The sequence below is a fragment of the Microbacterium sp. NPDC089190 genome, from assembly GCF_040701795.1.
Taxonomy (GTDB): Bacteria; Actinomycetota; Actinomycetes; order Actinomycetales; family Microbacteriaceae; genus Microbacterium; species Microbacterium galbum.
Window position 1 is genome coordinate 236,159 of record NZ_JBFBHF010000005.1, and the last position, 14,069, is coordinate 250,227.

At 71.8% G+C, this 14,069-nt stretch carries 14 protein-coding genes; 4 read left to right on the forward strand and 10 right to left on the reverse strand.

Annotation, left to right across the window (positions count from 1 at the left end; translation table 11 throughout):
* Positions 1–46: 46 nt before the first annotated feature.
* On the forward strand, positions 47–1,345 hold the full coding sequence (locus AB0230_RS16880; RefSeq protein WP_363387726.1) for a SpoIIE family protein phosphatase: 1,299 nt from the start codon (positions 47–49) through the stop codon (positions 1,343–1,345).
* 16 nt (positions 1,346–1,361) lie between these two features.
* On the opposite strand, the gene AB0230_RS16885 is transcribed toward AB0230_RS16880, so the two are convergent.
* From AB0230_RS16885 to AB0230_RS16915, 7 genes are all read right to left on the reverse strand, one after another.
* Positions 1,362–1,877, reverse strand: coding sequence for a GNAT family N-acetyltransferase (locus AB0230_RS16885; RefSeq protein WP_366377003.1), 516 nt, complete (start codon positions 1,875–1,877; stop codon positions 1,362–1,364).
* A 67-nt stretch (positions 1,878–1,944) separates the two neighbouring features.
* Positions 1,945–2,946: an ABC transporter substrate-binding protein gene (locus AB0230_RS16890; RefSeq protein ID WP_366377005.1), complete on the reverse strand. Its 1,002-nt coding sequence runs from the start codon at positions 2,944–2,946 to the stop codon at positions 1,945–1,947.
* A gap of 199 nt (positions 2,947–3,145) precedes the next feature.
* A complete protein-coding gene (locus tag AB0230_RS16895) occupies positions 3,146–3,928 on the reverse strand; it encodes an amino acid ABC transporter ATP-binding protein (protein ID WP_366377007.1) in 783 nt (260 codons plus the stop codon).
* Complete coding sequence (locus tag AB0230_RS16900) at positions 3,925–4,953, reverse strand: amino acid ABC transporter permease (RefSeq protein ID WP_315993879.1); 1,029 nt, start codon at positions 4,951–4,953, stop codon at positions 3,925–3,927. The genes AB0230_RS16895 and AB0230_RS16900 overlap by 4 nt, the downstream gene beginning before the upstream one ends.
* 311 nt (positions 4,954–5,264) lie before the next feature.
* Positions 5,265–6,590 (reverse strand): M20/M25/M40 family metallo-hydrolase, encoded by a 1,326-nt coding sequence (locus tag AB0230_RS16905; protein WP_366377009.1) that lies wholly within the window; start codon positions 6,588–6,590, stop codon positions 5,265–5,267.
* Between the two features lie 12 nt (positions 6,591–6,602).
* A complete protein-coding gene (locus AB0230_RS16910; protein ID WP_366377011.1) occupies positions 6,603–6,953 on the reverse strand; it encodes a carboxymuconolactone decarboxylase family protein in 351 nt (116 codons plus the stop codon).
* Positions 6,954–7,075: 122 nt separating this feature from the next.
* The gene (locus AB0230_RS16915) at positions 7,076–7,783 is read right to left on the reverse strand and encodes an SDR family oxidoreductase (protein WP_366377013.1); all 708 of its coding nucleotides are present in this window, start codon (positions 7,781–7,783) and stop codon (positions 7,076–7,078) included.
* A gap of 231 nt (positions 7,784–8,014) precedes the next feature.
* Between AB0230_RS16915 and AB0230_RS16920 the strand changes: the two genes are divergently transcribed.
* Entirely contained in the window at positions 8,015–9,046 is a 1,032-nt protein-coding gene (locus AB0230_RS16920) for an alpha/beta hydrolase (RefSeq protein WP_366377015.1), read from the forward strand.
* 270 nt (positions 9,047–9,316) lie between these two features.
* Positions 9,317–10,693: an amidohydrolase family protein gene (locus tag AB0230_RS16925; RefSeq protein ID WP_366377017.1), complete on the forward strand. Its 1,377-nt coding sequence runs from the start codon at positions 9,317–9,319 to the stop codon at positions 10,691–10,693.
* Positions 10,694–10,839: 146 nt separating this feature from the next.
* Here the strand turns inward: AB0230_RS16925 and AB0230_RS16930 are convergent, their stop codons facing one another.
* The gene (locus AB0230_RS16930) at positions 10,840–11,211 is read right to left on the reverse strand and encodes a hypothetical protein (RefSeq protein WP_315993873.1); all 372 of its coding nucleotides are present in this window, start codon (positions 11,209–11,211) and stop codon (positions 10,840–10,842) included.
* Between the two features lie 141 nt (positions 11,212–11,352).
* On the reverse strand, positions 11,353–12,111 hold the full coding sequence (locus tag AB0230_RS16935; protein WP_315993872.1) for an SDR family NAD(P)-dependent oxidoreductase: 759 nt from the start codon (positions 12,109–12,111) through the stop codon (positions 11,353–11,355).
* A 68-nt stretch (positions 12,112–12,179) separates the two neighbouring features.
* On the opposite strand from AB0230_RS16935, the gene AB0230_RS16940 reads away from it, so the two are divergent.
* Positions 12,180–12,764 carry a TetR family transcriptional regulator gene (locus tag AB0230_RS16940; protein ID WP_315993871.1) on the forward strand — a complete coding sequence of 195 codons (585 nt, stop codon included), beginning with the start codon at positions 12,180–12,182 and terminating at the stop codon, positions 12,762–12,764.
* An 84-nt stretch (positions 12,765–12,848) separates the two neighbouring features.
* On the opposite strand, the gene AB0230_RS16945 is transcribed toward AB0230_RS16940, so the two are convergent.
* A complete protein-coding gene (locus AB0230_RS16945; protein ID WP_366377019.1) occupies positions 12,849–14,060 on the reverse strand; it encodes an MFS transporter in 1,212 nt (403 codons plus the stop codon).
* Positions 14,061–14,069 lie beyond the last annotated feature (9 nt).

Here is a 14,069-nt window from a genome sequence, read left to right on the forward strand (position 1 = left end):
CGGACCAGATCGGCCGCCATCCCGGCATCCGCTGTTGACTGGGAGGGTGACCCAGGAGCTTCCGCGCACCCGTGTCCGGCCGTTGAGCGCGGGGGCGAGGCTTCTGCCCGCCGTGCAGACCTCGTGGGAACCTCTCGCGAAGCAAGCCGTCGTGGCGGCTCTCGTCGTGGTGGCGGGCGTCGCGAGCGGGGCGATCCCCTGGCTGCTCGTCACCGATGCCGCGCGCATGTGGCAGGGCGTGGGTGTGGCACTCGCCCTGGTCGTGGTGACGCTGCTCATGGCGCGATGGCCCGCCCTTCGCCGGGCCGAGATCGTGGTCCCGCTCGGTGACTTCCTCGCGATCGGGTTGCTGCGGTACGGCACCGGCGACAGCCAATCGGTCTTCTTCGTCATCGTCGTGCTCCCGGTCATCTGGATCGCAGCCGGACGCGGCCGGTGGCGGATCCTCGTCCCGCTGCTCGGGGTCTGCGCGGCGCTCCTGCTGCCGCTGCTGCTCTCTTCGGAGCGCGGTCTGACACCCAGCGAGCTCGTCCGCCTCTCCATCGCGATGCTCGTGTACGCCGCGGTCGGCGGGGTGGTGAACGAGTTGTCGCGTCGGTCCCTGCTCAAGCTCTCGCTTTCGCAGCACCGTCGACGGCTCGCCGAGGCGGAGGTGTCGGAAGCCGCTTTCGTGCAGCGCTCGCTCCAACCCGCCGACGGTTCGGATCTGCCGGACGCGTTCCGGGTCGCGGGTGCGTGCGTTCCGGCTCGAACGGTGGGCGGCGACTTCTTCGACTGGTATCCGACGCCCGACGGGGGCGCGGCCGTCACCCTCGGCGATGTGATGGGCAAGGGCGCGGGCGCCGGCATGATCGCCGCCGCGGTGCGCACGGTCATCCGCAGCGGACGCGACGATGCGGATCCGGCCGTGGCCTTCGAACGGACGGCGGTCGGCCTGAGCACGGGGCCGACCGATATGGTCGGCGCGCAGTTCAGCACGTGCTTCCATGCGCGCATCGCCCCCGACGGCACGATCCGGTGGGTCGACGCCGGTCACGGTCTGACCGTGCTGCGGCGCAGTGACGGCGCTGTCGAGTTCCTCCGGTCCGGTCACCTGCCCGTCGGTGTCGGCACCAGCTGGTCCAGCTTCGACGCGGCTCTGCATCCCGGCGACAGCCTCGTCAGCGTGAGCGACGGAGTGCTCGACCTGTTCGGAGGCTCCCTCGACTCGATCGACCGCTACGCCGCCCTGGTCGCCGCGCACCACGACATCGACGCCCTCGTGGACGACCTCATCACCCGCGCCGGCGCCCAGGAGCAGGACGACGACGTCACGGTGCTCGCCGTCACGTGGTCGCCACGCTGAGCGGATCCGGAACGTCTCAGAGGTCGTATCCGAAGGCCTTCAGGTCGAGGAAACGCCCCGGTTCCACCTCGACGGGGTTCTCGCGTTCCGTGAGCCGGCGGAACCCCAGCTTGCCGTAGAGCGCGTGGGCGCCGAGCATCTCGGGCCCGCTGTTCATGACGACGCGTGCCGCCCCGCGCTCGCGCGCGATCGCCAGCACGTGCCGCGTGAGCAGCTCCCCGATGCCACGACCGCGCGCCGACGGTGCCACGGCCAGCTGACGGAAATCGAGTTCGCCGTCCTCGGCGAGCGGTGACAGGCGCTCGCCGGGTCGGGGCGTCCACACCGTGCCCAGGATCTCGCCGCCGTCCACCGCGACCCAGACCTCGCCCTGCGAGACGCGGCCCGCGACGTCGGCGAGCGAGTCGAGATACGCCTCGGACAGGCCGTCGTAGCTGTGACGGTAGGCGTCGGCGGTGACGCGACCGGCCTCGGCGTACTCGTGCGGTTCGACCAGACGGATCGTCACGGTCGATGGGGGCGTGGGGGTCATGGCATCCATTCTTCTCGCAGGACAGGCAGCGGGGCCCGGTCGCGGACGACCGGGCCCCGCCGGAGGGTCAAGACTTCGGGAGTCCGGGAGGGTTGATCTCGCTCTTGTCGACGCCCTCCGACGTCAGGCCCCAGGCGTCGAGCACCTTCGCGTAGGTGCCGTCGGCGATGTAGGCGTTCAGCACGATGCCGACGGGCTCGATGAGGCCGTTGCCCTTCTTCGTCGCCGCGGCGATGTCGGCCGCGAGCGGCCAGCCGCCGGGGATGATGCCGACGAGCTTCGTCTGGCCGGTCTCGCGCGCGGCCCAGGCGGCGGTCGCGTTCGGGCCGAAGGTGGCGTCGACGCGGCCCGACTGCAGGGCGAGGGTCGCGGCGGCGGTGTCGTCGTAGTAGTTCAGCTCGGCGGGGGCCTTGCCCGCGGCGGTCAGCTCTTCGTTCCACTTCAGCAGCACCTTCTCCTGGTTGGTGCCGGAGCCCACGACGATCTTCAGGCCTGAGATGTCATCGGCCTCCTCGATCTTCGAGATCGCGCTGTCGGAGCGCACGTAGAAGCCGAGCAGGTCCTGGCGGTAGCTGGCGAAGTCGTACAGCTCCTTGCGCTCGTCGGTGACGGTGACGTTCGCGGTGATCAGGTCGTACTTTCCCGATTGGATGCCGAGCGGCCAGTCGGCCCACGCGACCACGACCGGGTTGTACTCCAGGCCGAGACCCTCGGCGATGAGCTCGCCGACGTTCGGCTCCGTGCCGGCGACATCGGTCGCGGCGGTCGTGCCCTCGGGCTGGTAGCTGAGCGGCGGGACGAAGGCGCCGACCGCCACGGTGAGTTTGCCGGGTTCGATCGGGGTGAAGCCGCTCGCCTTCAGGGCGGCGACGGCCTCGGGCACGGCCGTGCCCGTGATGCGGGGGATGTCGCCCGTGTCGGGGTTCGCGCCGGCGGTGGCCGTGGGGGCGGCCGCTGCCTCCGCCTCGACGGGGCGGGTGAGGCCGATCGTGACGCCCACGCCGACGACGGCGACGAGGGCGGCGGCGATCACGCCGAGGGCGATCCCCTGTTTCTTGCTGAGGGCCATGGTGTGTGTCTCCTTGTGAGGGTGGGATGCCGTGGCGCGGGGTCGCGTCGCGGGGTCGGAGGTGGCTGAGCCTGTCGAAGCCACGGGGCGCATCGTGGGTGTCGGTCCCTTCGACGGGCTCAGGGACCTGGGTTGCACCGGGCGCATCGTCGGTCCCGGTCCCTTCGACGGGCTCGAAGACCTGTGTCGGGGGTGCGCGTCAGCCGAGCACCTTCGCGAGGAACTCGCGCGTGCGCGGGTGCTGCGGGCGCACGAGCACGTCGTCGGGCGTGCCCTGCTCGACGATGCGCCCCTGGTCGAGGAACACCACGCGGTCGGCGACCTCGCGGGCGAAGCCGATCTCGTGCGTGACGATGACGAGCGTCGTCCCGAGCTTCGCCAGGTCGCGGATGACGTCGAGCACCTCGCCCACGAGCTCCGGGTCGAGGGCGCTCGTCGGTTCGTCGAACAGCAGCACCTTCGGTTGCAGCGCCAGGGCGCGGGCGATCGCGACGCGCTGCTGCTGGCCGCCCGACAGCTGCCGCGGGTAGGCGTCGGCCTTGTGCGCGAGTCCGACGCGGTCGAGCAATCCGCGCGCGAGTTCGGCGGCGTCATCCTTGCCGAGGCGTCTCAGGGCCAGGGGTGCTTCGGTGACGTTCTCCAGCGCGGTCAGGTGCGGGAACAGGTGGAAGTTCTGGAAGACGATGCCCACCTGGGTGCGACGTCGCAGCACCTCCCGCTCGCGCAGTTCGTGCAGTCTGCCGTTGCGGAGCTCGTAGCCGATGAATTCCCCGTCGACGGTGACCGAGCCGGCATCCACGGTCTCGAGGTGGTTGATCGTGCGCAGCAGCGTCGACTTCCCCGAGCCGCTCGGGCCGAGCAGCGCCACGACTTCGCCGGGGCGCACCGTCAGGTCGATGCCTTTCAGCACCTCGGTGCCGTGGAACGTCTTGTGGACGTTGCGGACCTCGACGAGTCCGCGAGTGGGGGCGATGGCGCTCATGCGCGCACCCCGTTCGCGGCGGCGGGGCCGTCGGCATCCGTTCCGCCGGGAGGGGCGTCGCCGAGCCGTGCCCATTGCGCGCTGACCCAGCGGCGGGTGCGCTGCACCGGCGTCGGCGGAAGAGCGCGGGCCGAACCGCGGGCGTAGTGCCGCTCGATGTAGTACTGCGCGACGCTGAGGATCGTGGTGATGAGCGTGTACCAGACCACCGCGACCAGCAGCAGCGGGATCACGCGACTGTTGCGGTTGTAGATGACCTGCACGGCGTAGAACAGCTCGGGGATCGCGATGACGAACACCACCGACGCGCCCTTCACGAGCCCGATCACCTCGTTCGTGGCGTTCGGCACGATCGAGCGCATCGCCTGCGGGAGGATGATGCGGAACAGGCGACGGGATGCCGGGATCCCGAGGGCCGCAGCCGCTTCGTGCTGGCCCGGGTCGACCGAGACGAGCCCTCCGCGGATGATCTCGGCGGAGTACGCCGCCTGGTGAAGGCCCAGGCCGAGGATCGCCGCGGCGAAGGCGCTCACGAGCTGCACGGTGGGGAACTCGACGATCCAGAAGTCGGTCGTGAACGGGGTGCCGAGGCCGAGCGTCGGGTAGAGGTAGCCGAGGTTGTACCAGACGATGATCTGCACCACGAGCGGCACCGACCGGAAGAACCAGATGTAGCCCCACGCGACGGCGTTCAGCAGAGGGGAGGCCGACAGGCGGCCGAGGGCCAGCAGGGTCCCGAGCGCGAAGCCGACGACGGCCGAGATCGCGGTGAGCCCGAGCGTGTACCCGATGCCGATCAGCACCGGCTCCGCGAAGAAGTACTGCGCGAAGGTGCCCCACATGTAGCGGTCGTTCGTCACGAGGCTCCAGGCGAACTGGGCGACGACGAACAAGAGCAGGGCGCTGAAGATCCAGCGCCACCAGTGGCGGGTGGGGACCACGGCGATCGTGCCGAGGTCGACCTCGGCGGTCGACGCGGCAGGCGGTGCCGTGCGGTCGGCGGGTGCCGGCGCGGTGGTGGTCATGGCGTACTCCTCGAGACTCCGGAACGACGCGGGGGCGTCGGTGGGTGAGGGTCACGGTACGACCGCCTCGGAGAGCTCCGCGAGGCGCGGATTCACGGGTCGAAACGCTCCGCCACGCACCGAAACCCGGTGTCACGGGCGGTAATGCGCTCGACGGCAGAAGGGCGGCGCGCTATCGGTGCGGACCGGGGTGCCGCGGGCCGGAGAGGCGCGCTGAGACACCGGCATCCGGAAGGCTTCCCACGGTGGGGACCCGACCTCGCCGGAGTCCGGCGCGGCTCGCGGTGCGGACCGGGCTCCCGGGCGGTGTTTCAGGCCTCGCGCAGGATCCGCGCCGTCACCCGCGTGCCGAACGCGAGCGCCTCGACGGGAACCCGCTCGTCGGCGGCGTGGAATTGTCCGAACACGTCGAAATCGGCGGGCACGCGCAACGGCACGAACCCGTACCCGCGGATGCCGAGCCGGCTCAGGTGCTTGTTGTCGGTGCTCGCCGGCAGCAGGTACGGCACGACCACCCCGTCGGCATCCTCCACGCTGATCGCGCGCTGCAGCACCCCGACCAGCGGTGCGTCGACGGGCGACTCGATCGCCGCGATGTCGCGCGCCCACGTCACCTCGACGTCGTCGCCGACGACGGCGGCCAGCGCCGCGCGCACCGCGTCGTGCTGCCCGGGGACGATCCGCACGTCGAGGACGGCGCTCGCCGAACCGGGGATGACGTTGGGCTTGCCGCCCGCGGTCAGCACCGTGGGCGACGCGGTGTTGCGCTGCCCCGCGTCGAGGAGGGATGCCGCGAACCCGAGGTCGTCGATCCGCCCGCCCGCGCGCTCCCAGGTCTCGACGAACCGTTCGAGCGTCGCCGTGCGGACCACGGGGAACGTGTGCGCACCGACCGCGGCGACGGCCTGCGCCAGGCGCACGACGGCGTTGTCGGCGGTCGGACGCGAGCCGTGCGCGGCGCGCCCGCGGGCTGTGAGGGTCGCGGTCGAGACCCCCTTCTCGGCTGTGGCGACGAGGTACGCGCGCCGGTCACCGGGCAGCGGTAGCGAGAACCCGCCCACCTCGCTGATCGCCTCGGTCGCCCCGGCGAACAGCTCGGGGCGGTTTCGCACGATCCATCGCGCACCCCACACGCCCCCGGCCTCCTCGTCAGCGAAGAACGCGAAGATGAGGTCGCGGCGCGGCACGATCCCCTCGCGCCGGAATGTCCGCGCGATCGCCAGCAGCATGCCGGCGAAGTCCTTCATGTCGACGGCTCCCCGGCCGTACAGCATGCCGTCGTGGATCTCGGCGCCGAACGGCGGATGCGTCCAGTCGGCGGCATCCACCGGCACCACATCGAGGTGCGCGTGGGCGACGAGGGCACCGGCATCCGGATCCGACCCGGCCAGGCGCGCGATCACGCTCGCCCGCCCGGGAACGGGCTCGACCAGCGTCGTGTCGTACCCGGCGTCTTCGAGCTGCGCCTGCACGAACCGCGCCGCCCGGGTCTCGCCGTCGCCGATCGTCGCGGGGTCGCCGGTGTTGACGCTGTCGATGCGGATCAGGGCGCGGATGAACTCCAGCGCCTCCGCCTCAAGGGCGTCGGGCTGCGGGCCGCCCGGCTGCGGCGACCCGGCCCCGGTCTCGTCGTCCACGGGGAGGAGTCGTCAGTGCTCGTGGGGACGGGCGTCCTTGCCGAGCTTGAACGCCAGGCGGCCGTGCGCGTACCCGCCGCCCGCGCGGATGGCGGTGGCGACCCAGGCGGCCTCGGCCAGCTCGGCCTCGGTCGCACCCGCCTTGACCGCGTTCTGCGAGTGCCCGTCGATGCAGTAGACGCACTGCGTGGTGATGCCGACGGCGAGGGCGATCAGCTCGCGGTACTTCAGCGGGATCGCGCGCCCCTCGGGAGCGAAGACCGCCTGATCGAACGCGGCGAATGCGGCGAGGATGTCGGGCGTCTCGTTCTTGTAGACCTTCGTGTAGGTCTTGTCGGCGGTGCGGTCGAAGTACTCGGACATGTGCTCTCCAGGTCGGGAACGGCGGGACGGATGCCAGAGCCCCACCGTAACCACAGCCCTCCGGCGCGCCGCGGGGCCGCCGTCACGCGCGGTCACACGCCGCTGTTCACCGCGCCCCCGCCTCAGTGCATGATCATCCCGCCGGTGACGTTGATCGCCTGCCCCGTGAGGTAACCGCCCGCGGGGGAGGCGAGGAAGTGCGCGACCCCGGCGACGTCCTCGGGCACGCCGAGTCGGCCGAGCGGTGACTTCGCGCTCCACGCCCTCACGTCGTCCTCCGAACGCGTGTCGGCGCCCATGTCGGTGAGCACGTAGCCGGGGCACACGGCGTTGACGCGGACGCCGTGGCATCCCCATTCCTGTGCGCCGGCGCGCGTGAGGGCGACGACCGCCGCCTTCGAGGCGGCGTAGTGCCCCTCGCCGCCGCCACCTTGTTTGGCGGCCATACTCGCGATGTTGACGATCGTGCCGCCTCGCGCCTCGAGCATCCGGGGGGCGACGGCCTGCATCGTCACGAGCGTCGCTCGGGCGTTGACGTCGAGGACGAGATCCCAGTCGTCGACGGTGATGTCGAGCAGCGATGCGTGCTGGAACACCCCCGCGCAGTTCACGAGCACGTCGATCCCGCCGAGCGCCTCGACGGCTTCTCCGACCGCTCGTCGCGTGTCGAGAGGATCCCGCAGGTCGACGGCGAAGAACGCGGATGCCGCATCCTCGGCCGGGGCGCGGCGATCGAGCACCGCGACCCGGTCCCCGTCGGCGGTGAACCGGGCCACGATGGCGGCGCCGATGCCGCCCGAGCCTCCCGTGACGATGACGCGCTGCGACATGAGGTTCCTTCCGCGGGCATCGGGTCGCCCTGGCGGTCACGGTACGCCCGGCCCCGTACGCCGCGGAGACGGCGCTGTTTCGCGGCGGTAACAGGCGTCGGGGGGTGGGGAGGCGCCGATGTTTCGGCGGCGTGAAGCTTCGTCGTGACGGCGGCGACGGCGGCATCCGGCGGTCTACGCTCGGGGCGTCGTGCGATCAGCGGCATCCCGAACCCCACCGGAAGGACCCCCGTGACCGACGCCGTGCACCCGGCCATCACCGATCCGCCCGTGCGTGCGCACCTCGCGCGCCTCGCCGCTCAGGCAGGGACGATCCCGTCCGGGGCGACGGATGCCGACGGCGACGACGCCACGCGGATCGCCGAGCTGCGCGCGAACCCGTCGTGGGTGCGTCTGCCCGACGACCAGGATCTCGAGTCGTTCGACCTGGATGCCGACGGCCTCGCCCTGCGCCTGTACCGGCCACGCGCCGGTCACCGCGGCACGCTCGTGTTCGCTCACGGCGGGGGATGGGTCGCCGGGGACCTCGACAACAACGACGCGCTGTGCCGCGCGCTGGCGCTCGCCGCCGGGACGCAGGTGCTCAGCGTCGACTATCGACTGGCGCCCGAGCATCCCTTCCCGGCCGGACTCGACGACATCGAGAGCGCGCTGCGCTTCGCGGCGTCCGGAGCGGAGGGGCTGATCGACCCCGCGCTGCTCGGAGTCGCCGGGCACAGCGCGGGCGGGAACCTTGCGGCCGCCCTCGCCCTGCGTGCGCGGGACGGCCGCGCTCCCGGCATCCGGGTGCAGGTGCTGCTGTGCCCCGTTCTCGACGCCCCCGATCCCGACCGTCCCAGCTACCGCGCCCACACAGAGAACCTGCCGCTGACCGCGAAGGGGATGCAGTGGTACTGGGGGCTGTACCTGCAGGATGCCGGTGGCGGGGCGCCCGTGGCCGCGTCGCTACCGCGGCCGGATGCGGCCGGTGCGGCGCCGGGTGGCACGACGGGGAACGGCGCGGCTGAGGTTCCCGTGGAGGCCGCGCCGCTGCGGGCGCCGGAGCTCGCCGGCTCCGCGCCGGCGGTGATCGTCGCGGCGGCCGTCGACCCGCTCTCGGACGAAGCCGAGGAGTACGCCGCGCGGTTGGCGGCATCCGGAACCCCCGTCGAATTCGTGCGGCGCGAGGGCGTGCCGCACCTTTTCCTCGTGTTCCCGTCCACGCCCGCGCGCGACGAGGTGCTCGCGCAGATCGCACCGGCGGTGCGGGCGGCGTTCGCCTGACCCGCTCGACCCTCGTCCCACTTGTGGTGGGTTGAGGGGCGCTGCACAGGCCCTTTCTGGGACACGCACCGCCAGAAGTGGGACAAGGTTCTGCTGGGGCGCTGCCTTCGCGCTGCGCTGCGCACCCCTGTCCCACTTGTGGTGGGTTGAGGGGCGCTGCACCGGCCGTTTCTGGGACATGCACCGACATAAGTGGGACGAGGCTCCCTGCAAAACCCCCGCCACCGGCCCGGAACACCGCGGAAACACGCCATTGTTACCGTCATCAACATGTCGCTCCTCGTCACGAACGCACGTCTCATCACGGTCCCCGCGGGCACCGACGACCCCGGCTACATCGAGCGCGGGTACATGCTCGTGCGGGACGGCCGTATCGCCGCGATCGGCGCGGGCGACCCCGATCCGGGACTCACCGCCGACGAGGTCCTCGACGTCGACGGCAAGTTCGTCGCCCCCGGCTTCGTCTCGAGCCACAGCCACCTCTTCACGAGCGGTTCGCGCGGACTCGGCGTCGACCAGACGCTGTACGGCTGGTGCACCTCCATGTTCAGCGTGCTCAACAACGCCTCGCCCGACCAGATCTATTGGGCGACGCTGCACGGTTCGCTCGACTTCCTCGCCAACGGCGTGACGACCGCCTACAACTTCACCGACCCGCTCCTGCCGTGGGAGCCGATGGTCGAGGGCAAGCGCGCCGACGGCGGCGGCATCCTGCGCGATCACGCCTGGCACACCCGACAGGCCGACGGATGCCATGACGCCGGGCTCCGCTTCGTCGACTCCATCGCGCTCGACGCGACCGTCGGCACCGACGACGAGATCTTCGCCCGGTTCGAGGCCTCCCTCGATCACGTCCTGGCCATGGACCCCGACATCGCGCTCGGTGCCTCGATCATGGGCCAGGTGCAGTGGTCGACCCGCCCCGACGCCGCCGAGATCGAGGTCGCCGTCATGGACCGCTTCGGCGTCACCAACCAGGCGCACTTCCTCGAGACGTACGAGGCGATCGAGCACCAGCAGACGAAGTTCCAGCTGTACAAGAACGCCGGCGCCCTCCGCCCCGGCATGATGTTCGGTCATTTCATCCAGACGACGCCGGAGATCATCGCGGATGCCGCCGCGGGCGGCGCGAGCATGTCGTGGCAGCCGGCATCCAACGGACGTCTGGCGTCCGGCATCGCGCACGTGCCCGAGATGCTGGAGCAGGGCATGAAGGTCGGCATGGGCCTCGACGACCAGGCGTGCACCGACGTCGCGGACCCGTGGCAGAACATGCGCATGGGCATGTTCATGCAGCGCGCCCGCACCCACGACCCGCTGTCGATGATGCCCGAGCGCGTGCTGCGCCTGCACACCCTCGGGGGAGCGGAGATCATGGGTGTCGACGACCGGGTCGGCAGCCTCGAGGTGGGCAAGTTCGCCGACTTCGTGGTCGTTGATCCGCGGAAGCCCGACGTCGGCCCGCTGTGGAACCCGGTGCGCAGCTACGTGCTCGCGTGCGGCCTGCGCAACCTGACGAAGGTCTACGTCGGCGGGAAGCTCGTGAACGAGAACGGCGTCTCGACGAACCCGCTCGCGGTCGAGGCGTCCGAGGTGCTGCACACGCAGCTGCCCGCCCTGGCGGACGAGTTCGGCGTCATCCTCTAGTCCGACGGTTCCGCCAGCCCTGCGGCTCCGTTCTGCCCCGCGCCTCGCGCGCGCGGCGGTTCCTATCGCCCCGAGCGTCCAGAACGCCCGGACGTGCCGTGGCAGGCGCCCGGTGTTCTGGACACTCAACCACGGGGACGCGCGCGTCACCCTCCGAACTCGGCCCGCACCTCGGCGATGTCTCCGAGCTCGTCCCGGAGCCGCGCGACGAGCTCCCCGCCCTCGGCGACCCATCGATCCCGGTCGGGGATCTCCTCGTCGAGGTCTCGGTCCTGCCAGTGCTCGTTCCAGGCCTCGAGCGCGTCCTGCAACTCGGGCGAGAGCGGCAGGACGTCGCGCTCGAAGGGATAGTTCTCGGTGTAGCTCTCCCACAGGGGAAGGCAACTGACCCACTCCGGGAAGACGCGGATGAGCCGACGACCGTCCTCGAGCCGCGGCGGCTGGGTGGATCGCAGGGACCGTTCCTGCCAGCTCCGGTGAGCCAGGCGCGATCGCTGCTCCTCGGTCTCGGGCTCCATGAGAACCACGCTACGCGTCACGTGATCGCCGCCGAGAGGATTCCGGTCCGCTCGACAGGCTCAGAGTCCTCGCTCGCGGCCGCGGCGCAGGCGCTTGAGCTCGCCGGAGCGTCCGGCCGAGCGCGCGGCGGTGAATGGCCGTCAGATCACCGACCATCCCCCGTCGCTCGGCAGCAGCGCGCCGTTGACGTTGGCGGAGTCGTCGCTCAGCAGCCAGGTGATGGCGGCGGCGAGCTGTTCGGGCTGGGCGACGGGCGGGACGACGACCTGCAGAAGAGGGCCGACGCGTCCCGCGGCGTAGGCGCTCCCCATCGGAGCCTCGATGTTCGTCGCGACCGCTCCCGGGGCGACGGCGTTCGCGCGGATGCCCTGCGGTCCGTGGAAGAACGCGACGCTCTTGGTGAATCCGGCGATCGCGTGCTTAGACGAGGTGTACGCCACACCGGCGGCAGATCCGCGCAGCGCCGCCTCCGAGGCGACGTTGACGATCGCGCCCCCGCCGGCCGCGATCATGAGGGGGAGCACGGCGCGCGTCAGGCGCATCGGGCCGGTCAGGTTGACGCTCAGGACCCGGTCCCAGGTGGCGTCGTCCACCTCGCTCGGCGGCAGGAAGGCATCCATGATCCCGGCGACGTTCGCCAGTCCGTCGACGTGATCCCCCGCCGCCTCGATGAGGGCGGCGATGGTGTCGGGCGCCGAGACGTCTCCGACCACCGTCTCGACGGCGAGGCCGCTCAGCTCCTCGCGCAGGGCGTCCAGCCGCTCGGCGACGACGTCGGTCGCGATGACGCGGCCGCCTTCGTGCGCGATCCGCGTCGCCGTGGCGCGCCCGATGCCGGACCCGGCGCCGGTGACGATGATGGTCTTGTCTGCGAATCGTGCGACGGTCGACGCGGTCATGATCTTCTCCTCCGTGAGGGCGCGAGTGCGCCACTCCCGGTTTTAGCACTCAGTGCCGAAAGGTGTCTATGGAACATCCGAACGAGCGTGCCGCGGGGCGACCGCGCACGATCGATCCCGGCCGCGTCTCCCTCGTCGCGCTCCGTCTCTTCGATGAGCAGGGGTTCGACGCGGTGTCGATGGACGACGTCGCAGCCGCGGCGGGAGTGAGCAGGCGGTCACTGTTCCGCCTGTTCCCGAGCAAGGCCGCTCTCGTCTGGGACGGGTTGGAGGAGTCGCTCGAGCGCTTTCAGGCCGCTCTGACCGAGAGCGCGAAGGAAGACCCGGTCTGGGAGGTGATCCGCCGCGCCTTCGAGGCCAGCGCGGCCATCCCCGCCGAGTCGATCGAAGTCACGCGCCACCGGCTTCGCGTCATCCGTGCGAACCCGTCCCTCGCGCAGCTCGGTGCCCCGACGATCGGGACGATGACGGATGCCGCGGCGCTCTTCGCCGCGGAACGGACGCACGCGCGACCCGACGACTTCTCGATCGTCGTCCGCGTGCATGTGCTCGCCGCGGCGGTCGATGCGTCCGTGGTCTGGTGGGCGCTCCACGGGGGCGAGGAGACTCCGCGGAGTGTGGCGGGGCGAGCGCTCCGCGAGATCGCGATCTGATCCCGAGGGCCGGGTCTCGCGCGTGCGTCCCGGGCTCTCGACGGACTCGGGGACCTCGCTCGTGCAGCGCCGCCGCGTCCGTGGTCACCGCCGCGCCACCCGCAACAACGCCTCACCCGCAGCCGCGATGCCCGCGGCCAGCGCCAGCGACACCGCGATGGTGACGAGAGCCGTCGCAGGCCCCGTGGCATCCAGAGCCGCTCCGGCGATCACCCCGCCGATCGGCACGCCGAGCGACATCGCGGCGGTCGGGTAGGCGAGCGTCTCGGTCACGCGGCCCTCGGGGGCGCGCGCGGATGCCACGAGGATGCCGGAGACCATCACCGGCGACACCGCGAGACCCAGCAGCAGGATGACGCCGAAGAGCAGCGGCACCGAGCCCTGGGCGAACGGGAGCCCTGCGGCGACGACGGCGGCCAGGGCGGCGAAGCCGATGTACCGCGCGGCGGGGGACAGTCGCCACGTCCGCGCCCCGGTCACGACCGATCCGATCGCGATGGCCACCGCGAGGGCGCTGAAGGCGGGCCCGGCGAGCCAGGGACGGTCGCCGACGTCGGCCCACCCGACGAGGCTGACGTCGAACGCCCCGAAGACGCCGCCGAGCGCGACGCAGGCCAGGGCGATCGGCACGACGCCCGCGGGCGGGAGGACGAGCCCGCGGCGCGCCCCGCCCGGCTGCGGGGGAGGCTGCGTTGCGCGCTGGGCGGCGAGCCATACGCCGCCGACCACTCCGAGCCCGAGCGAGCCCAGCATCGCCACCGCCGGATCCAGGGCGGCGGCCACCGCCGTGATCGCGGGCGGACCCGCGATGAACACCATCTGATCGGCGATCGTCTCGAGCGCCAGCGCCGGGGTCCGCTGGGACTCCGGCGCGAGCACGGTCCATCGTGCACGCACCGCGGAGGTCAGGTCGGGGGTGGCTGCTCCCGTCGCGAACGCCGCGACAAGCCACGTCCAGAACGGCGCGCCCGTCAGCACGAGCGCGAGCAGACCGGATGCCGCGAGCACGAGGCATCCGAGCGAGGTCAGGATGACGCGGGCCTGGCCGTGCCGGTCCATCCGCGACGACCAGAGAGGTGCGGCCACGGCCATGCCGCCCACGAGCGGCGCCACGACGAGCCCCGCCGAGGCGAAGCTCCCGGTCGTGGCCGACACGAGCAGGATGATGCCGAGCGACAGCGTCGCGCGCGGGAAGCGCGCGAGGATGCCGGCGGCCACGAAGCTGCGGGCCCCGGGCAGGCCGAGCACCTGTCCGTAGGCGCGGACGCCGGTGGCCGGGGCGGCCGTGACGCTCACGTCGTCATC